We start from the raw sequence: 17368 nt of genomic DNA, 5'->3' as shown, positions 1-17368 counted from the left end.
GCCCCTCAGCGGTCCTCGCGCCGTTCGGCGTCCCGGCGCCCGGCCCGGACCTGCCGCAGCGCCCGGCGGGGCAGCCCGTACCAGCAGACGGCCATGAGGGTGGCGACCGCACCGCCCGCGACCCAGCCCGCGACGCGGCCGCCGACGACGTCGACGACGAGCAGGACCCCGCCGGAGACGACGAACCCCACCGTCGCCAGGCCCGCCTTCGCGAACCGCGACCCGGCCACCACCAGCCGCGCCTTGGACCGCTGCTGGAACAGGGCCCGGTGGTACCCCACGGGGGTGATGAACAGGACCACGGCGCTCACCGCGAGCAGCAGGACGACGACGTACACGTTCTCCTGGTAGCGGTCGAGGGACTCGAACCGCGACTGGAACGGCAGGGTCATCAGGAAACCGGCGAGCAGCTGCACCCCGGTCTGCATGACGCGCAGTTCCTGCAGGAGTTCCACCCAGTTCCGGTCCAGCCGCTCGGTGGGGGTCTCGTTGCGCAACCCGGCGTACGGGTCGTCGGGGTCGACGGTGACCACGTCAGCCCTCGCCCGCGACGGCGAGGAGCCGGTCCACCGTGCGCAGGTTGCGGGTGGTCGTGAACGGTTTCCAGCGCGCGGCGGCGGACAGCTTCGCGAACGGGGTGTCGGTGCTCGCCCCCTTCGGGCAGCGCCAGTACAGGACGTCCCCGCCCGGCTGCACCGTCTCCACCGCGTTCGGGACGTGGCTCCCGGCCAGCTCCGCCAGCCGGCCGGGGTCGGAGGTGAACACGCAGTACGGCTGCCAGTGCTCGTCGTCGCGCGCGAACGGGTACGCCGCGGCGATCTCGGCCAGCCGGGCGGGGGTGAGCACGACGACCCACGCGTCGTACCCGAAACCCTCGCGCAGCGCGGCCTCAGCGCGCGCCCGCACGTCCTGCGCCGTCAGGTCGTCCGGGGCCTCGACCGTGACGTTGCCGCTGGCCAGGACCGACCGGACCCCGGTGAAGCCCGCCCGCTGCAGGCACGCCGACAACGGGGCGGAGCGGATGCTGACGCCGTTGACGTTCACCCCGCGCAGCAGGACGACCCACCTCACGCGATCTCCTGCAGGTGGACGGTCCCGTCGGCGCCGACCACCAGGCCCGGGTTGTGGGCGATCTCCCACCGCACCCCCGAGGGGTCCTGCACGTAGGAGTGGTAGCCGCCGAACGCGGCGCGCCGGGGAGGCCGCAGCACCTGCGCCCCCGCGGCCTCGGCCCGAGCGGTCAACGCGTCGACCTCGCCCTCGGACGCCGTGTTGCGGGCCAGGGTGAAGCCCTGGCCGGGCACGACGGACGCCGGGTCGACGCCCACGTCCTGCGCGAGCCGGTCGGCGGACCACAGCGCCACGGTCAGCCCGTGGTTGAGCTGGAGGAACACGATCTCTCCGGGCAGGTCCAGCAGCGGTTCGAGCCCGAGGCCGTCGAGGTAGAACCGGCGGGCGACGTCGACGTCGGGGACGGCGAGGGTGAGGACGTCCAGGCGGTTCACCCCCCCACCTTGGCGCCTCGTTCCAGGGCGAGCAACAACCGCTTGGCCTGCGGGCCCCCGGCGTACTCCCCGACGCTGCCGTCGCTGCGCACGACGCGGTGGCAGGGCACGACCAGCGGCACCGGGTTGCGGGCGCAGGCGGTGCCCACGGCCCGCACGGCCCGCGGGCTGCCCGCCCGCTCGGCGACCCCGGCGTAGCTGAGGGTGGCGCCGAACCCGATGCGGCGCAGCACGTCCAGCACGGCGAGCCGGAACCCCCCGGCGAGGGTGAGGTCCACCGGGACGTCGAAACCGGTGCGGTGGCCCTCGAAGTACTCCTCCAGCTCGCGGGCCGTCCCGTCGAGCCGGGCCGGGGCCCGCAGCACCCGTGGGCTGACCACCCGCGCCAGCTCGTCCAGGGCCGCGTCGTGGTCCTGCCGCTCGAAGGCGATGCGGACCACGCCGACCTCGGTCGCGGCGAGCAGGAGGGAGCCCAGCGGGGAGTCGACGGTGCGGTAGGCGACGTCCAGGACACCGGCCTGCGCGGCCCGCCGCTCCAGGACGGCGTGCAGGTGGCCGCGCAGGTGCTCCTCCAGGGGGCTGTCGGCGGGCTCGATCCCGAGGTCGTGCAGGTCGACGACGTCGGGGGCGGGGGCGGGGGGACGGGGGGCGTCGTTCACGATGCGTCCTTCCAGGTGCGTCGCAGGGTCGCGATGCCGTCGGCCGCCGCCGGGCGGGCGGCGGCCGCGGTGCCCCCCACGAGGGCGGCGACCTCGGCGTGGGGCAGTCCGGCGACGTGGTGGTAGGCCACGCACAGGCGTTGCTTCTCGGGCAGCGCGGCGACCGCCGCCCACACGTGGTCGCGCCCGTCGCCGGGGTGCTCGCCGGTCGTCACCGGCGGCGGTTCGGCCACCGGGACGGGGCGGCGGGCCTGCGCCCGCAGCAGGTCGACGGCCTTGCGGTGGGCGATGGTGACGAGCCAGGCGCGCACGTCGCTGCCCGGCCGCAGCCGCGGGTAGGCGATCAGCGCCGCCAGGAACGTCTCCGACCACGCGTCCTGCGCGGCGTCGGCGCCGACGACGGCGCGACAGACCCGCAGGACGACCCGCCCGTGCTCCTGGACGACCCGCTCGAAGGGTTCCACCGTCTCTCCCACACCCTGCCAACGTCCCGGGGGCACCGGGTGTGAGGTCCCGGCCGGGAACCGTGGACAGCGTGGCACGCCGGGAGCAGGCTCGGACCATGGCTGAGCACACCGGAGTCCGGTTCACGACGGTCGCCCTGGACACCCCCGACCCCCGCGGCCTCGCCGCCTTCTACGCCGCCCTGCTGGGCTGGGAGGTCGACGCGGCCACCTCCGACGACGAGTGGGTGAACGTGCGCGACGGTTCCTCGGAGCTGCACCTGGCCTTCCAGCTCGCCCCCGGCCACGTCGCGCCGACGTGGCCGTCCGGGGACGTGCCGCAGCAGGTGCACCTCGACTTCCACGTCGCCGACTGGGAGAGCACGCAGCCCCGGGTGCTCGAGCTCGGGGGCCGGCTCGTCGAGGACGAGGCGGAGCACCCCTCGTGGCGGGTGTACGCCGACCCGGCGGGGCACCTGTTCTGCCTGTGCCTGGACGGCGCCTGACCCCCCGCGCGGACCTGCCCGCCGTCGTCGTCGCGAAGGCCCTGCGCGCCGACGGCGGCCGGGACCGGCTGGGGCGTCTGGACGACCGGGTCGCCGGGCTCGCCGCGCGGTGGGGGGTGCGGGTCGGCGGCCCGCTCGGCGGCGGGACGGCCGCCTGCGTGCTGCGCGCCGAGCGGGCCGACGGCACCGCCGCGGTGCTGCGGCTGCCGGTCCCGGGCCCGCAGGTCGCCGGCGGCACCCGCACGCTGCTGGAGGCGGGCGGGCGCGGGTACGTGCGGGTCCTGGCCCACGACGGGGACGACCTGCTCCTCGAACGGCTCGGCCCGTCCCTGGACCGGGCGGGGCTGTCCCCCGCACGGCAGGCGCGGCTGCTGGCCGGGCTGCTGCCGCTGGTCTGGACCGAGCCGCTGCAGGCCCCGGTGGACCGGGCCGCCGGGCTGGCGGAGTTCCTCACCGGCCTGCTCGACGGGCCGACCGACGCGGTGGCGGCCCGGGCCCTGGAGTTCGCCGCCCGCCGCTCGCGGGCGTTCACCCCGGGCCGGGCCCGGTGGCTGCACGGCGACGCCGCACCCTCGAACGCCCTGCTCGCGCCGGGACGCCCGGCGGGGGCGGCGTTCATCGACCCGGAGGGGGTCGGCGGGGACCCGGCGTACGACGTCGGCGTCACCCTGCGGGACTTCTCGACGGACCTGCTCGCCGTGGCCCGGCCCGCCGACGTGCTGCGCCGCTGGTGCCGCGGCAGCGCCCGTGCGACCGGGCAGGACCCGCAGGCCGTGTGGGAGTTCGCGTTCCTCGAACGGGTCACCACCGGCCGGTACGCGGCGTCCCTGGGGGCGGGGACGCCGCGGCCGGCTTCGCGGGGTCGGCCCGGCGGTTGCTGCCGGACGCGTAGCGCCGGGCTCAGGCGGTGAGGTCGACCGCCGTCGTGATGGCCTCGGGACGCTCGCAGGTGGTGGTCAGGGTCACCGACGCGCGCTCGTCGGCGGCGCGCTGCACCGACTCCATGATGTCCAGCACGTGCAGCGCGACCTCGTCGTTGGCGCGGTGCGCGCGCCCGCCCTCGACCGCCAGGGCCAGGTCCGCCAGCCCGTACCCGCGCCCGGCCTCGACGAACCCGGCGGTGGCGCCGGCGTCGACCCAGTTCGCGGCGGGGTCGACGTCCGGGCCCGGGGCCGGGGCCGTGGCGGCGGAGAACAGCTCCACCGCACCGGAGAACGTGTTCGGGTCCGGCACCGAGATCGACCCGCCGGTGCCGTGCACCTCGATGCGCGGCAGCCGCGCGGCCCAGGTGTCGAAGCTCATGATGAGCGTCGACAGCGCGCCGGAGGCGTGCTCGAGGATCCCGGTGATGTGGGTGTCGATGTCCACCCCGAAGCTCTCCCCCGCCCGCGGGCCGGAGCCGATGGTCCGGGTCTGCGAGGGCCGCGAGGACGCCCCGACGACCCGGGTGACCGGGCCGAGCAGGTGCACCAGGGAGGTCAGGTAGTACGGCCCCATGTCCAGCAGCGGGCCGCCGCCGGGCTGGTAGTAGAAGTCCGGCTGGGGGTGCCAGCGCTCGTGACCGGGGGTGGTCATGAACGCCGTCGCCGAGTGCGGCGTGCCGATCCGCCCGGCGTCCACCAGGGAGCGGGCGGTCTGGATGCCGGTGCCGAGCACGGTGTCCGGTGCGCAGCCGACCCGCAGGCCCGCCGCGGCCGCGGCCTTCACCACGTCGCGACCCTCCGCGACGGTCATGGCCAGCGGCTTCTCGCCGTACACGTGCTTGCCGGCGGCCAGCGCGGCCAGGGCGACCTCGGCGTGCGTGCGCGGCAGCGTGAGGTTCAGCACCACGTCCACGTCCGGGGACGCGAGCAGCTGCTCCAGGGGCAGGACCTGCGCGCCGTGCTCGTCGGCCAGCGCCTGCGCCCGTTCGGGCACGAAGTCGCTGACCGCGGTGATCTGCAGCTGCGGCAGCCGCTGCAGCGACGCCGAGTACTGCTTCGAGATGACCCCGGCGCCGACGACGCCGACCTTCATCGGGCTGCCCACAGCAGACCCCTCTCCACGATCGTCTTGACGTTCTCGTCCTTCAGGGTGGCCGGGTCGTGGCCGGGGGTGGCCACGAAGATGCGCCCCTTGCCCCACTGCCGCGTCCAGATCGCCGGGGAGGTCACCGGGCGGTTCCACGGGTCCCACTCGCGCACGGCCTGCGTCGTCGTCGCGAGGACGTCGATGTAGTCGTCGGACAGCACCCAGTACTGCTCGGTGACCAGGTCGAAGTCCTCGATGCCCTCGGTGATCGGGTGCGAGGCCGCCGCCGGGAGCATGTTCACCCGGTACGGCACGTAGTTGTCGGCCGGGCCGCCCTCGCGCTCGTCGGGGTGCTTGCCCGGGTGGCAGCCGAACTGCCCGCCGACCAGGGTCAGGTAGTCGGAGTTCGCGCGGTAGGAGTCGGCGATGCCGCCGTGCCACCCGGCGAAGCCGGTGCCGTTCTCGACGGCCGTGCGCAGCCCCTCGAACTCCTCCTTCTCGATGGTGTTCATGGTGTTGCACTGCACGATGAGGTCGACCGTGGCCAGGTACTCGGCGTCGGTGTAGACCTTCGGCGTGGCGGTCGAGGAGGGACCGAAGTCGGTCCCGAGGTCCTCGACGCGCACGGTGAAGCCGTTGGCCTCCAGGTGCGGGATGAACAGCTCGGTGGCCTCGACGGGCGAGTGCCCGTCCCAACCACCGCGGACGACGAGCGCCTGGCGAGTCACAGCGGAACCCTTTCGATCACTTGGAGAAACCGGCGGTGAGGCCGGACAGCAGCTGCCGGCGGCCGACGACGTAGAGCACGAGGATCGGCAGCGTGGTCAGGACGACCGAGGCCAGCACCGCCGGGATGTTCACGCTGTACTGCCCCTGGAAGGTCCACAGCGCCAGCGGCAGGACCCGCAGGTCGGCCCGGTCGGTGAGGATCAGCGGGAGCAGGAAGCCGTTCCAGATCTGCAGCCCCTGGTAGATGGTCACGGTGACCAGCGCGGGGCGGGTCAGCGGGAACGCCAGGCGCCACATGGTGCCCCACTCGCTGGACCCGTCCATCCGCATCGCCTCGAACAGCTCGTTGGGCACGTCGCGGACGAAGTTGGACAGGATGAGGACCGTCAGCGGGATCGCGAAGGCGATCGAGGGCAGGATGAGCGCGCCGAGGGAGTTGTACATCCCGGTCCGGATGATGATCAGGTAGATCGGGATGATCGTCGCCTGCAGCGGGATCGCCAGGCCCATGAGGAACACGGCGTTCACGGTCCGCAGCCACCGGCCCGTGCCGCGGACGATCGCGAAGGCGGCCATGAACGACACGAGGACCGCGGGGATCGTGGCCCCGACCGTCACGATCACGGAGTTCATGAAGTAGCGCGCGAAGTCGTTCTCGAGCACCAGCTTGTAGTTGTCCAGCGTCGGGGTGGACGACGGGACGAGCGGGTTGGTGCCGAAGTAGCCGGCGGAGCTCTTGAAGCTCGTGATGACGATCCAGTAGATCGGGATCATCACGATGAGGAGCCAGAGCCAGCCGAAGGCACCGCCGAGCCAGTTCTTGCGCTCGGTGGAGCCCCGGCGGGAGCCGGTGGAGTCGGACCGGCCGGGGCGGACCCCGTTGACGGGCTGGGGGGCGGCGGCTTGCGTGGCCATGGGTCAGGCCCCTTCCAGCTGGGAGTTGCGTTCCTTGCCGCCCAGACGCTGCAGCACCTGCGCCAGGACGAGGCCGACCACGACGAGGATCACCGCGATGGCCGAGGCCAGGCCCATCTGGTTGGCGCGGAAACCGGTCAGGTACATGTCCAGGGCCAGGGCGCGGGTCGCGTCGTTCGGACCGCCGCCGGTGAGGACGAAGATGAGGTCGAACGTGGTCAGCGACCCGACGATCATGAGGGTGGACGACGTGATCAGGGTGTTCTTCAGCTGCGGCAGCGTGATGGAGAAGAACTGCCGCACCCGCCCGGCCCCGTCGATCTGGGCGGCCTCGTACATCGAGGTCGGGATCTGGCGGATCGCACCCTGGTAGATGAGGGAGTGGAACGGGATCCACTGCCAGGCGATGATGAAGATCACGACGCCCATCGCCAGCGCCTCACGGCCCAGCCAGTCCTGGGTCAGGATCGCCAGGTTCAGGCCCGGGCCCAGGCCGAAGTTCGGGTCGAGCAGCGCCTTGTAGGCGATGGAGACCGCCGCGGCCGACAGCAGCAGCGGCAGGAAGAACAGGACCGCCAGGAACGCGCGGTACTTCTGGTGCCCGGAGATGAAGACGCCCAGCAGGATCGACAGCGGCGTCTGGGCGATCCAGGACAGCACGATCACCAGGAACGTGACCCACAGCGCGTGCGGGAGCCCGGGGTCCGTGAGCACGGCCTTCCAGCTGGTGAGGCCGGTGAAGGAGATGGCCCCGATGCCGTCCCACGAGGTGAAGCTGAGGACGAACACCCCGATCAGCGGGACGACGGCGAACGCGACGAAGATCAGCAGTGCCGGCAGCACCAGCCAGCCCAGACGGCCCGTCGAGGTGTGCGCCGCCGACGGGACCTTCGCCGAGGTCCCGCGACCGGCGGCGCTGGGGGCCGCGCTCACGGACGTGCTCACGAGCCGATCGCCGCGTTCATGTTGGCGGCGAACTCCTGCGGGGTGATCGCGAGCCCGAAGAGCTTCTCGATGTTGTCCAGCAGGGTCTCGGCCTCGGTCGGGGACAGCGCCTGGTCCCAGGACTGCGCGAAGGACGGCGCGTTCGTGGCGAGGTCGTAGGTGAACTTCAGCCACTCCTCGTCCTCCATGCCGGCGAACTTGGAGTCGATGCCCTTGACGATGGGGACCTCGCCGGCCTCGGTGATGTAGGCCTCGGCCTCCTTGTCCTGCAGCAGCCCGTCCTTGAAGAAGGCCAGCGCGATGTCCTTCTGGGCCTGGGTGGCCTTGGAGGAGATCGACACGTACTGCGCCGGGTTGCCGAAGGTGTTCATCGGGTCGCCCTTGCCGCCGGTGACGGCGGGGAAGTTCATGTACCCGAGGTTTCCGCTGGAGACGAAGTCGCCGCCGTCGGTCTTCATGCCGCCGTAGGTCCAGGTGCCGTGCAGCATCATGGCGGCCTTGTCGGTGTACAGCAGGGCCTGGTCGGCGTTGGAGTCGGCGGTGATCGAGGCGAACCCCTTGACGAAGCCGTCGGCCTTGACGAGGTCCTGCACCTTGGTGAGGGCGTCGATGGCGGCCGGGTCGGTCCAGGCCGGGGTGCCGTTGTAGATGGACTCGAACAGCTCCGGGCCGCCGATGCGGTCGAACAGCATCTCCAGCCACATCATGTTCGTCCAGCGCGACTGCCCGCCCAGGGAGATCGGGGCGATGCCGGCGGCGTTGAACTTGGGCACCAGGGCCATGAGCTCGTCCCAGGTGGTGGGCGGCTCGGCGCCGACCTGCTGGAAGAGCTTCTTGTTGTAGAAGAAGACGAGCGGCTGCACGGTCTCGGTGGGCAGGCCGTAGACCTTGTCCTCGACCGTGCCGGCGGCGAAGGCGGCGTCGAAGAGGCGGTTCTTGACCTCGGGGTTCTCCGTCAGCCACGGGGTCAGGTCGTCGACCAGGCCGGACTCGGCGTAGTTGCGCAGCGTGCCGCCGCCCCAGCCGAAGATGATGGTGGGGGCCTGGCCGGCGCCGATGGCGGTCTTGATCTTGGCCTTGTACGCGTCGTTCTGGAACGCGCTGACCCGGATCTGCTGGTCCTCGTGCGCCTTGTTCCAGTCGTCGCGGGCGGCCTGGCGGATCCCCTCCTTGGGCTGGCCGGTGAGGATCCAGTCGGTGGCCTCGTCGGACGAGCCCGACCCCGCGGGACCCGAGTCACCGCAGGAGGCCAGGACGGTCGCGACCAGCGGGGTCGCGGTCGCCAGGGCGAGGAAGGACCGACGCGAAGCGCGGTTGTGATCCACAGTGATCTCCGTTGTGCCGAGCCGCGTCCCTGCGGCTGATCCACGTCCGCGGTCCCGGCTGGGGCCGCAGCGAACGGGGCCGAAAAGCTTTCGACCGCGTCGTCTGCCCAGGACCATAGGAGGACGTTCGCGACGAGGTCAAGTCTTCCACCACTTTCCTCCGTTCGGCCGCAGGAATCGTTGCAGCGCAGTGACCTGCCCCGCCGATCGCTCATCGAAAAGTTTCGATAGGTGCTGGCGCGACCGGCCGCGGAGCCGTAGAGTCGTCGCACGACGAGTCGAGGAGGACCCGTGCTGGAGAACGCCCCCGCTCGACCCCGGACCAGGGACCGGACCACCCTGGCCACCATCGCCGCGAGCGCCGGCGTGTCGGTGGCCACCGTCTCGAAGGTGGTCAACGGCCGCGAGGACGTCTCCCCCGAGACCCGCGCGCTGGTCGAGGAGCTGCTGGTCCAGCACGACTACTCCCCGCCGTCGGCGCGGCGGGTCGCCGCGGCGACCTGCACGGTCGAGTTCCTCATCGACGGCGACTTCTCCTCCTACGCGACGGCGGTCGTGGACGGCGTCGTGGAGGCCGCCGGCGACGCGGACGCCTCCGTCGTGGTGGGCCTGCTGCGGGACCCGCGCTCGCAGCGCCTGACCACTCCCCCGCGGTCGTGGGCGCGGGGCCTGGCCGCGGCCGGGCGCACGGGGGTCATCGTCGTCACCGGTGAGCTCACCGGCGCCCACATCGACGCGCTGGCCTCGGTCAACCTGCCCCTGGTGGTCATCGACCCGCTGAACCTGCCGCGCCGGGAGGTCACGAGCGTGGGGTCGACGAACTTCACCGGCGGGATGAGCGCGACCAACCACCTGCTCGCCCAGGGGCACCGCGACATCGCCTGGGTGGGCGGCCCGCCCGGGTCGCAGTGCAACCAGGCCCGCCTGCACGGCTACCGCGCGGCCATGGAGTCGGCGGGGCTCACCCCGGTCGCCGAGCACGTCCTGAACGACAACTTCCAGTACGACGCGGGCCGCCGGCTCGGGATGCGGCTGCTGTCGGGCCCGGACCGGCCGACGGCGGTCGTCGGCGGCTGCGACTCCATCGCCCTGGGCGTCATGGAGGCGGCCCGCGCCCTCGGGCTGCGGGTGCCCGACGACCTGTCGGTGACGGGTTTCGACGACACCGAGCTGGCCGCGATGGCCGCTCCCCCGCTGACGACCGTGCGCCAGCCGCTGCGGGAGATGGGCCGGGTCGCGCTGCGGACGGTGCTGCGGATGGCCGGCGGCGAGCAGCTGGACTCCCACCACGTGGAGCTGGCCACCGAGCTCGTCGTCCGGGGCTCCACCGCCCCCCGCTGACCGACCGCTCAGTTCTCCCGCCGGCCCCGGTCCTCCGGGCAGCAGATCCGTCACGTGGAAAGGGACACCGTGCGCCAGTTGATCGTCACCGCCTTCACCTCCCTCGACGGCGTGGTGGAGGCGCCGGGCGGGGAACCGGGGTACCGGAACTCCGGCTGGACGTTCCGGGAGGTCGCGTTCGACCCCGCCGCCTACGAGCTCAAGCAGCGCGAGCAGGAGGAGACGACCGCGCTGCTGCTGGGCCGCACCAGCTACGAGGCGTTCGCGCCGGTGTGGCCCACCATGGACGAGTTCGCGGAGTACAACGCGATGCCCCGGTACGTGGTCTCCACGACGCTGGCCCGGCAGGACGACCGGTGGCCCGCGACGGTCCTGCGGTCCCTGGACGAGGTCGCCGCGCTGAAGGAGACCGAGGGCGGGCCGATCGCCGTGCACGGCAGCGCGACGCTGGCCCGGTCCCTGGCCGACGCGGGCCTGGTCGACCGGTACCACCTGCTGGTGTTCCCGCTGCTGCTCGGGGCGGGCAAGACGCTGTGGAGCCGGGCGGACAAGGACACCCAGCGCCTGGCCGTGGTGGAGTCGCAGACGTACGGCAACGGCATCGTCAAGCTCGTCTACGACGTGGTGCGCTGACCGTCCCCGCGGGCGGCGTCGAGGGCGCGCAGGAACGCCTCGACGTCGGCGGCGTCGGCGCGGGTGGGCAGCAGGACGTCCCGGCCGCCCAGGCGCAGGCCGACCGCGAGGCCGCCGAACCGCCGGCGGCGCAGCGAGGTGGCCCCGACGTCGCCTACGGGCACCGACGCCGTCGAGGGCCCGCCGACCAGCTGCGGCTGGGCGAGCCAGAGCCGCACAGGCCCGACCGCCAGCGCGCCCGCGCCGCCGATCCAGCCGCCGCCGACGGGCAGCGACGCCAGCAGGGGCTCGCCCTCGGCGCTCATCCGGCCCAGCAGCAGGGCCTGCGCCGCGGTGGGCGCACCGGGCGCGGTCACGACGCCCCCACCAGGCTGCGGCGCAGACCGGGCCGCACGAGGACGTCGACGGCGCCGGTCCACTGGTCGGCCGCCCCCACGCCCAGCGGCGGGAACCCCCGCAGCCCGGCCGCGACCGCCTCGGCCAGCCCCTCGGTGACGCCGCGGAACGGCCGGCCGTGGAAGGGACCGGTGGCCGGCCCGGGCGCGGGCAGCCCCACCTCGCGCTGGCGCAGCAGCAGGTCCTCCAGCGCCGCGCACAGCGCGGCCTCGCGCTCGGGCCAGCGGTCGGCGGCCAGCGCGCGGTGCAGGTGCGGCCCGGCCCGGCCCGCGGGGGACGCGGCGAAGGCGGTGCCGGTCCACTTCGCGTACGGCGCCCAGACGCGGTCCAGGAGCAGCCCGAGGTGGGTGGCGGTCCGGGCCAGCCGGGCGGCCACCAGCCGGGAGCCGAGGTCGTCGCCGCGGGCGCCGGTGCGCCCGACGAACGGCAGCTCCTGCTCCAGCTGCTTCCAGGCGCAGGCCACGACGTGCCGCCAGACGTCGTCGGGGTACCAGGCCAGCGCGCGGCGCAACCGGTCCCACCGGCCGGCGGGGTCGGCGAACACCGGCCCGGCGGTGAGCTCGAGGACGGCCTGCCCGGTGAAGGACAGCCAGTCGGCGACGGTGAACCCGTCCCGGGGGCCGACGCCCAGCCGCGACCGGACGAACCCGTCGAGGTCGGCGACCTCGACGCGGTGCCGCACCCGCGGGTCCCACGTCGTGGCGAACCGGACGGGGTGGGACCCGGCGGCGGTGGTGAACACCGGCGGCAGCTCGCGCTCGAGGAGGTCGCGGACCTCCTCGGGGGCCGGGCCGTCGCGGTCGGCGTCGCGGTCGGCGTCGCGGTCGGCGTCGCGGTCCACCAGCAGGGTGCAGCGCAGTCCCCAGTCGTGGTCGGTCGAGACGTCGTCGTCGTACTCCAGGACGTCGGACCCGGCGCCGAAGCGGCCCGCGACGAACGGCACGTCGCCCCAGGTGCGGCGCAGCAGCGGTGCGACGACCTCCCGGTGGAACGCCGCGGCCAGCGGGGCGCCCCTCACGGCCGGCGCCCCAGCAGCACCAGCGTCGTGTCGTCCCCCTCGGCGCCGGGGACGACCGTCATGAGGTGGTCGGCGAAGACGCCCAGCGCCTCGGGGCCGGACCCGGTGGGCCCGGGCGCCGCGGCGGCCCGCAACTGCTCGATCGTCTCGTCCAGCGCGGTGCCGCGCCGTTCGACGAGGCCGTCGCTGTACAGCAGCAGGAGCCCGTCCGCGGGGACCTCGACGGTGACGTCGGTGGCCTGGCCCACCCCGATGCCCAGCAGTGGGCGCGGTGCGACCGCCAGCGGCTCGCACCCGCCGGCGGTGAGCAGCAGCGGCGGCGGGTGCCCGGCGCTGGCCAGCCGGGCGGTGCGCCGGTCGGCGTCGAAGACGACGATGACGGCGGTCGCCACGTGGCCGCTGAACAGCGTCCCGACGAGCCGGTCGAGCCGGTCGAGGCTGGCGGCGGGACCGTGCCCCTCCAGCAGGTAGGCGCGCAGCGCCGTGCGCAGCTGCGCCATGGCGGCCGCCGCGTGCACCCCGTGCCCGGCGACGTCCCCGACGACGGCGGCGACCCGCCCGTCGGGCAGCTCCACGGCGTCCCACCAGTCCCCGCCGAGCTGGGAACCCTCGGCCGGGCGGTACCGGGCCAGCACCTGCAGCCCGTCGAACTCCGGCGCCTCGTCGAGCACGACGGCCCGCTGCAGCGACTCGGCGATCGCGATCTGGTCCCGGGCCCGGCCCAGCACGATCGACGTGAGCTGGTTGCGCAGCCGCTCGGCGGTCTCGGGGTGCCAGCGCTGCCAGGGCAGGCTGCGGCCGCGGACCACCTCGCGCCACTTCTCGAAGCTCTTGCGCGGGCTGAGCCGCACGTCGGGTCCCTCGGCGGCGGCGATCTCCTTGTTGCGCGGGTCGCCGCCCCAGTCGACGACCTCCTCCTGCTCGGGGCGCACCCACAGCAACCAGCGGTCCACGCCCAGGCCCACGCGCAGCGCCCCGGCGGCCTCCCGCTCGTAACGGGCCAGGGCCGGCGACAGCGAGGCCAGGTGGTCGGTGAACGTGGGCGCCCCGTCGCGCCGGGCGAGCATCCCCGCGATCTGCTGCAGCGCGGCCCGCCCCGGGACGCGGCCCAGCGTCAGCAGCCGCGACCCGTCCCACAGGGCCGCGCCGCCGGCCCCCACCAGGTCCAGGAGGCGGTCGTCGGCGGCCAGGCTGCTCAGCGGGTCGCGCCCGGAGCCGGAGACGTCCGCGACGATCGAGGCCAGCAGGTCCTGGGCCCGCAGCGCGTCCTCGCGGTCGTCGGCGCGCTGACGGCCGGCGATGAGCTGGGAGGCGGTCTGCCCGAGGAACTCCGCGGCCGAGCGGGCGTCGTGGGACGGCCGGTGCGGACCGGAGTAGTGGTGGCACGCGATGAGCCCCCACAGCTGCCCGTCCTGCACCAGCGACACCGACATGGAGGCCGTGACGCCCATGTTCCGCAGGTACTCGACGTGGATCGGGGACACGCTGCGCAGCACCGAGAACGACAGGTCCAGCGGGGCGCCCGTCGCCGGGTCCAGCACCGGGTGCAACGGGGACGGGGCGTAGGAGACGTCGGCGATGAGCCGGGTCCAGTTCACCGTGTAGAGGCGGCGGGCCTGGGCCGGGATGTCGCCGGCCGGGTAGTGCAGCCCGAGGAACGCGTTGAGGTCCTCGCGCCGGTCCTCGGCGACGACCTCGCCGTTCCACTGCGCGTCGAACCGGTAGACCATGACGCGGTCGAACCCGGTCAGGCGGCGGGTCTCCTGCGCCAGCCGGCCGCACAGCTCGTCCAGCGTCGTGGTCTCCGACAACCGGGACACCGCGGCGCGCGCCGACCGGTACGACACGGGCGAGACCCCGGTGGAGGACCCGACGGGCTCGACCTCCACGACCAGCCGGTCCCCGGACAGGTGCAGGACGACGTCGACGTCGGTGCCGGCGCCGGGGACGAGGTCCAGCCGGGCCCGCAGCGGTTCGGACAGGACGTCGGAGGCCTCGACGGCGAGGACGTCGGCGGCCAGCCCGTCGCCGAGCACGTCGGCCAGCGGGCGGCCCAGCAGCTCCCCGGGGGCGCGGCCGAGGTGGGTGGCGGTGCTCTGCGAGGCGACGACGACGGCGCGGGTGGCCCGGTCGACGGCCAGCAGGAACCCGTGCGGCTGGACGGCACCGGGCACGTGGATGGGTTCGCGGTCGCAGTTCGTCAGGTCGACCTCGCCGTAGGCCGGGACGTACGGGCTGACCTCGCTCACCGGCCCACCCCCCGCGCCGGTCCCGCCGTCGCCGGCACCGCCAGCGGGGCCAGCCAGTCCCGGTAGGCCGCGAAGGTCGCCGACGCGGCGGCCACCACCGCCGGCAGGTCCTCGCCGTCGCCGCGGCCCCCGACGGCCTCCACGGCGGCCACCGTGTCGCGCCAGCGGCGCCCCGCGCCGGGCCGCCCCGTCAGCGACGTCGTCGCCTCGGCGGGGACCCCGGCGGCGACGACGGCCCGGGCGATGAGCCGCCCGCCGAGCGTGGAGCCGTCGAGGACGTAGCAGACCCCGACGGCCGCGGCCCGGTCCGGGACGGCCGGGGTGCCCGGGCACTCCGGCAGCGCCGCCAGGTCCCCCTCGGGCACGCCGAGGGCGCGCAGGTCGGCCAGGGCCAGGTCCGCCCGGGCCCGGGAGGCGACGTCGAGCACCCCGGGGTCGGTGCGGGCCCACGCGGCCAGCGACCGTTCCAGCGGCGCCAGCAGCCCCCACGTCAGCTCCAGCCAGCGGCGGTGGCCGCCGGCGTCCCACGGGCGGTCCAGGACGGCCAGGGAGGTGTCGAGGTCGTGGTGGGCCCGGGCCGTCGCGGCGCGCAACCGGGCGAGCGGTCCCTCGCCGTCGCGCCGCCTCGTCGCGGTCGGGGCGTGGGACACCGTTCCTCCTCCTGCGCTCCCCCACCGACGGCCGGCGGACGTGGACGCTGCTCCGAAACTACTGCGTCCGGCGCACCGACCGGACACGGCCGTGTTGCCGTCGACCACGGGCGGTGGTGGACTGTCCCGAAAACCAGCGTGGTCCGGGCGGAGCCGCGGACCCCGAGACGGTGAGGTCCCCGTGGCCACGACGCACGTGATGTCCCCCGCTCAGCCGCTGACCGACGAGGTCGCGGTCGACGTCCGCGACCGCCCGCTGGAGGACCTGCGCCTGGCCTACGAGGAGCGGTGGCGGCTCGTGGCCGACGACCGGGCCGACCACCCCACGTCGCAGGCGCTGGCCCGCAACGCCGCGCGGATCGCCGACCTGGAACGCCGGTGCCGGCCCGCCGGGCGCGTCCTGCCCCGCCGCACCGGACCGGACCCCTCGACGTTCCTGGGCTGAACCCCCGCCGGCCGGGCCGACCGGCGGGGGCCCCGCTCAGCCGAGCCGGGTCCAGGTCTTCTGCACCAGGCGGTCGACCTCCGCGTCGGCCTCACCGACGGCCTCACCGTCGGCGGGGCCGCGCCGCAGGTCGGCCAGCAGGGCGGTGGCCAGGTCGAACAGCTTGACGTTGTGCGTCTGCGACACCTCCGACAGCTGCCGGAAGGCCGAGTCCTCGTCGCACCGGGTCAACGCCATGAGGGCGCCCTTGGCCATGTCGATCACCGGGCGGCGGGTCAGCGCCGTGCGCAGCTGCGCCAGCTCGGCCCGCATGCTCTCGGGGTCGTCCCCCTGCACGCCCTCCACCGGGCGTGGTCCGTCCTGCATCCTCGTCGCGTCCTCCGTGCAGCCGACCCCCCACCGGTCGGCGGGAGGCGGTTCGCGCAGCGAGGTCTGGGCGGTGCGAAACCGTCGAGGATCCTACGACGGCAGGTGCGGGGCGAGCAGACTCAGGTCCGCCTCCGACAGGCGCTCGCGGGCGGTCGCCAGCTGGTGCCAGTGCGGGTAGCGCAGCGGGACGGCGCTGACGGCGTCCAGCCGGGCCCGCTCGTCCGGGGCCAGCACGAGGTCGGCCGCGGCGAGGTTGTCGGCCAGCTGCTCCTCGGTGCGGGCCCCGATGACCAGCGACGTCACCGCGGGCCGTCCCAGCAGCCAGGCCAGCGCGACCTGCGCGGCCGAGACGCCGTGCGCCGCACCGACCTCGACGAGCACGTCGACGATGTCGTACAGCTGCCCCTCGTCGTGGACGGGCGGTTCGCTCCAGTCCCCCAGGTGCCGCGAGCCCTCGGGGGCGCTGCCGTCGCGGCGGTACTTGCCGGACAGCAGGCCACCGGCCAGCGGGCTCCAGACGAGGACGCCGAGGTCCTGGTCGATGCTCAGGGGGATCAGCTCGGACTCGGCGTCGCGGGCCTGCAGCGTGTAGTGGATCTGCTGGCTGACGTAGCGCTGGTAGCCGTGGGCGTCGGAGGTGGCGAGCGCCTTCATGAGCTGCCAGCCGGTGTGGTTGGAGACGCCGACGTAGCGGACCTTGCCGGAGCGGACGAGGGTGTCGAGCGCTTCGAGCGTCTCCTCCAGCGGCGTCTGCCCGTCCCACTCGTGGATCTGGTAGAGGTCGATGTGGTCGGTGCGCAGCCGGCGCAGGCTGCGCTCGGCCGAGCGCACGAGGTGGTAGCGGGAGGCGCCGCCGTCGTTGGGGCCGGGCCCGACGACCATCCGCGCCTTCGTCGCGATGAGCACGTCGTCGCGGCGGCCCTGCAGGACCTCGCCGGTGATCTCCTCGCTCAGCCCGTCGCTGTACATGTCGGCGGTGTCGAAGAGGTTCACGCCGGCGTCCAGCGCCAGGTCGACCTGGCGGCGGGCCGTGGCGACGTCGGTGTTCCCGACGGCGGCGAAACCCCCCTTCCCGCCGAACGTCATCGTTCCCATGGTGATCGTCGAGACGCGCAGTCCCGACCGTCCGAGGCGTCGGTGCTCCATGGGCGCGACGCTAACCCCCGCCCCGCGGAGCCGCTCACGGGGAGGTCCGGGCCGCGGTCGGCACCTGCGGGGGTGGCCTGCCCG

The 17368-nt window shown here is 74.3% G+C and carries 21 protein-coding genes; 5 read left to right on the top strand and 16 right to left on the bottom strand.

What is annotated here, in order from left to right; genetic code table 11:
* Positions 1–5: 5 nt before the first annotated feature.
* From ACRYRX_RS15505 to ACRYRX_RS15485, 5 genes are read right to left on the bottom strand one after another with little or no spacing between them, the layout of a single operon-like run.
* Positions 6–533, bottom strand: a complete 528-nt coding sequence (locus ACRYRX_RS15505) for a DUF6328 family protein (RefSeq protein ID WP_432513140.1) — start codon at positions 531–533, stop codon at positions 6–8.
* 1 nt (position 534) lies between these two features.
* A complete protein-coding gene (locus tag ACRYRX_RS15500) occupies positions 535–1071 on the bottom strand; it encodes a DUF1697 domain-containing protein (protein ID WP_432513139.1) in 537 nt (178 codons plus the stop codon).
* A complete protein-coding gene (locus ACRYRX_RS15495) occupies positions 1068–1505 on the bottom strand; it encodes a VOC family protein (protein ID WP_432513137.1) in 438 nt (145 codons plus the stop codon). The genes ACRYRX_RS15500 and ACRYRX_RS15495 overlap by 4 nt, the downstream gene beginning before the upstream one ends.
* Complete coding sequence (locus ACRYRX_RS15490; RefSeq protein WP_432513196.1) at positions 1502–2101, bottom strand: methylated-DNA--[protein]-cysteine S-methyltransferase; 600 nt, start codon at positions 2099–2101, stop codon at positions 1502–1504. The genes ACRYRX_RS15495 and ACRYRX_RS15490 overlap by 4 nt, the downstream gene beginning before the upstream one ends.
* A gap of 59 nt (positions 2102–2160) precedes the next feature.
* On the bottom strand, positions 2161–2628 hold the full coding sequence (locus tag ACRYRX_RS15485; RefSeq protein WP_432513136.1) for an RNA polymerase sigma factor: 468 nt from the start codon (positions 2626–2628) through the stop codon (positions 2161–2163).
* A gap of 98 nt (positions 2629–2726) precedes the next feature.
* Between ACRYRX_RS15485 and ACRYRX_RS15480 the strand changes: the two genes are divergently transcribed.
* Positions 2727–3113 carry a VOC family protein gene (locus ACRYRX_RS15480; protein WP_432513134.1) on the top strand — a complete coding sequence of 129 codons (387 nt, stop codon included), beginning with the start codon at positions 2727–2729 and terminating at the stop codon, positions 3111–3113.
* Positions 3095–4024, top strand: a complete 930-nt coding sequence (locus ACRYRX_RS15475; RefSeq protein ID WP_432513132.1) for an aminoglycoside phosphotransferase family protein — start codon at positions 3095–3097, stop codon at positions 4022–4024. Before ACRYRX_RS15480 ends, ACRYRX_RS15475 begins: the two co-directional genes overlap by 19 nt.
* On the opposite strand, the gene ACRYRX_RS15470 is transcribed toward ACRYRX_RS15475, so the two are convergent.
* The 5 genes from ACRYRX_RS15470 to ACRYRX_RS15450 form a co-directional block, all read right to left on the bottom strand.
* Positions 4014–5141 (bottom strand): Gfo/Idh/MocA family protein, encoded by a 1128-nt coding sequence (locus tag ACRYRX_RS15470; RefSeq protein ID WP_432513131.1) that lies wholly within the window; start codon positions 5139–5141, stop codon positions 4014–4016. The two genes, ACRYRX_RS15475 and ACRYRX_RS15470, sit on opposite strands and share 11 nt — an antisense overlap.
* Positions 5126–5851 carry a ThuA domain-containing protein gene (locus ACRYRX_RS15465; protein WP_432513129.1) on the bottom strand — a complete coding sequence of 242 codons (726 nt, stop codon included), beginning with the start codon at positions 5849–5851 and terminating at the stop codon, positions 5126–5128. The genes ACRYRX_RS15470 and ACRYRX_RS15465 overlap by 16 nt, the downstream gene beginning before the upstream one ends.
* 16 nt (positions 5852–5867) lie before the next feature.
* On the bottom strand, positions 5868–6626 hold the full coding sequence (locus ACRYRX_RS15460; protein WP_432513195.1) for a carbohydrate ABC transporter permease: 759 nt from the start codon (positions 6624–6626) through the stop codon (positions 5868–5870).
* Positions 6627–6770: 144 nt separating this feature from the next.
* On the bottom strand, positions 6771–7712 hold the full coding sequence (locus ACRYRX_RS15455; protein ID WP_432513127.1) for a carbohydrate ABC transporter permease: 942 nt from the start codon (positions 7710–7712) through the stop codon (positions 6771–6773).
* Positions 7709–9037 carry an extracellular solute-binding protein gene (locus tag ACRYRX_RS15450; RefSeq protein ID WP_432513125.1) on the bottom strand — a complete coding sequence of 443 codons (1329 nt, stop codon included), beginning with the start codon at positions 9035–9037 and terminating at the stop codon, positions 7709–7711. Before ACRYRX_RS15450 ends, ACRYRX_RS15455 begins: the two co-directional genes overlap by 4 nt.
* Positions 9038–9331: 294 nt before the next feature.
* Between ACRYRX_RS15450 and ACRYRX_RS15445 the strand changes: the two genes are divergently transcribed.
* Together ACRYRX_RS15445 and ACRYRX_RS15440 are read left to right on the top strand one after the other, a co-directional pair.
* Positions 9332–10378 carry a LacI family DNA-binding transcriptional regulator gene (locus ACRYRX_RS15445; RefSeq protein ID WP_432513194.1) on the top strand — a complete coding sequence of 349 codons (1047 nt, stop codon included), beginning with the start codon at positions 9332–9334 and terminating at the stop codon, positions 10376–10378.
* 69 nt (positions 10379–10447) lie between these two features.
* Positions 10448–11011: a dihydrofolate reductase family protein gene (locus tag ACRYRX_RS15440; RefSeq protein ID WP_432513193.1), complete on the top strand. Its 564-nt coding sequence runs from the start codon at positions 10448–10450 to the stop codon at positions 11009–11011.
* On the opposite strand, the gene ACRYRX_RS15435 is transcribed toward ACRYRX_RS15440, so the two are convergent.
* The 4 genes from ACRYRX_RS15435 to ACRYRX_RS15420 are packed head-to-tail and all read right to left on the bottom strand — an operon-like array spanning position 10993 to position 15324.
* Positions 10993–11367, bottom strand: coding sequence for a hypothetical protein (locus ACRYRX_RS15435; protein ID WP_432513124.1), 375 nt, complete (start codon positions 11365–11367; stop codon positions 10993–10995). The genes ACRYRX_RS15440 and ACRYRX_RS15435 overlap by 19 nt on opposite strands.
* A complete protein-coding gene (locus ACRYRX_RS15430) occupies positions 11364–12425 on the bottom strand; it encodes a DUF4037 domain-containing protein (protein WP_432513122.1) in 1062 nt (353 codons plus the stop codon). Before ACRYRX_RS15430 ends, ACRYRX_RS15435 begins: the two co-directional genes overlap by 4 nt.
* Entirely contained in the window at positions 12422–14674 is a 2253-nt protein-coding gene (locus ACRYRX_RS15425) for a SpoIIE family protein phosphatase (RefSeq protein WP_432513121.1), read from the bottom strand. The genes ACRYRX_RS15430 and ACRYRX_RS15425 overlap by 4 nt, the downstream gene beginning before the upstream one ends.
* Positions 14671–15324, bottom strand: coding sequence for a biliverdin-producing heme oxygenase (locus ACRYRX_RS15420; protein WP_432513120.1), 654 nt, complete (start codon positions 15322–15324; stop codon positions 14671–14673). The genes ACRYRX_RS15425 and ACRYRX_RS15420 overlap by 4 nt, the downstream gene beginning before the upstream one ends.
* Before the next feature lie 181 nt (positions 15325–15505).
* Here ACRYRX_RS15420 and ACRYRX_RS15415 point away from each other — a divergent pair, with 181 nt between their 5' ends.
* Positions 15506–15769 (top strand): hypothetical protein, encoded by a 264-nt coding sequence (locus ACRYRX_RS15415; RefSeq protein ID WP_432513118.1) that lies wholly within the window; start codon positions 15506–15508, stop codon positions 15767–15769.
* Between the two features lie 36 nt (positions 15770–15805).
* Here the strand turns inward: ACRYRX_RS15415 and ACRYRX_RS15410 are convergent, their stop codons facing one another.
* Both ACRYRX_RS15410 and ACRYRX_RS15405 read right to left on the bottom strand, forming a co-directional pair.
* Positions 15806–16135: an ANTAR domain-containing protein gene (locus ACRYRX_RS15410; RefSeq protein WP_432513117.1), complete on the bottom strand. Its 330-nt coding sequence runs from the start codon at positions 16133–16135 to the stop codon at positions 15806–15808.
* Positions 16136–16228: 93 nt separating this feature from the next.
* The gene (locus tag ACRYRX_RS15405; protein ID WP_432513116.1) at positions 16229–17284 is read right to left on the bottom strand and encodes an aldo/keto reductase; all 1056 of its coding nucleotides are present in this window, start codon (positions 17282–17284) and stop codon (positions 16229–16231) included.
* Positions 17285–17368 lie beyond the last annotated feature (84 nt).

It is taken from the genome of Kineococcus lubricus, assembly GCF_050871965.1.
Classification (GTDB): Bacteria; Actinomycetota; Actinomycetes; order Actinomycetales; family Kineococcaceae; genus Kineococcus.
This window is presented reverse-complemented; position numbering and strand designations above follow the sequence as displayed.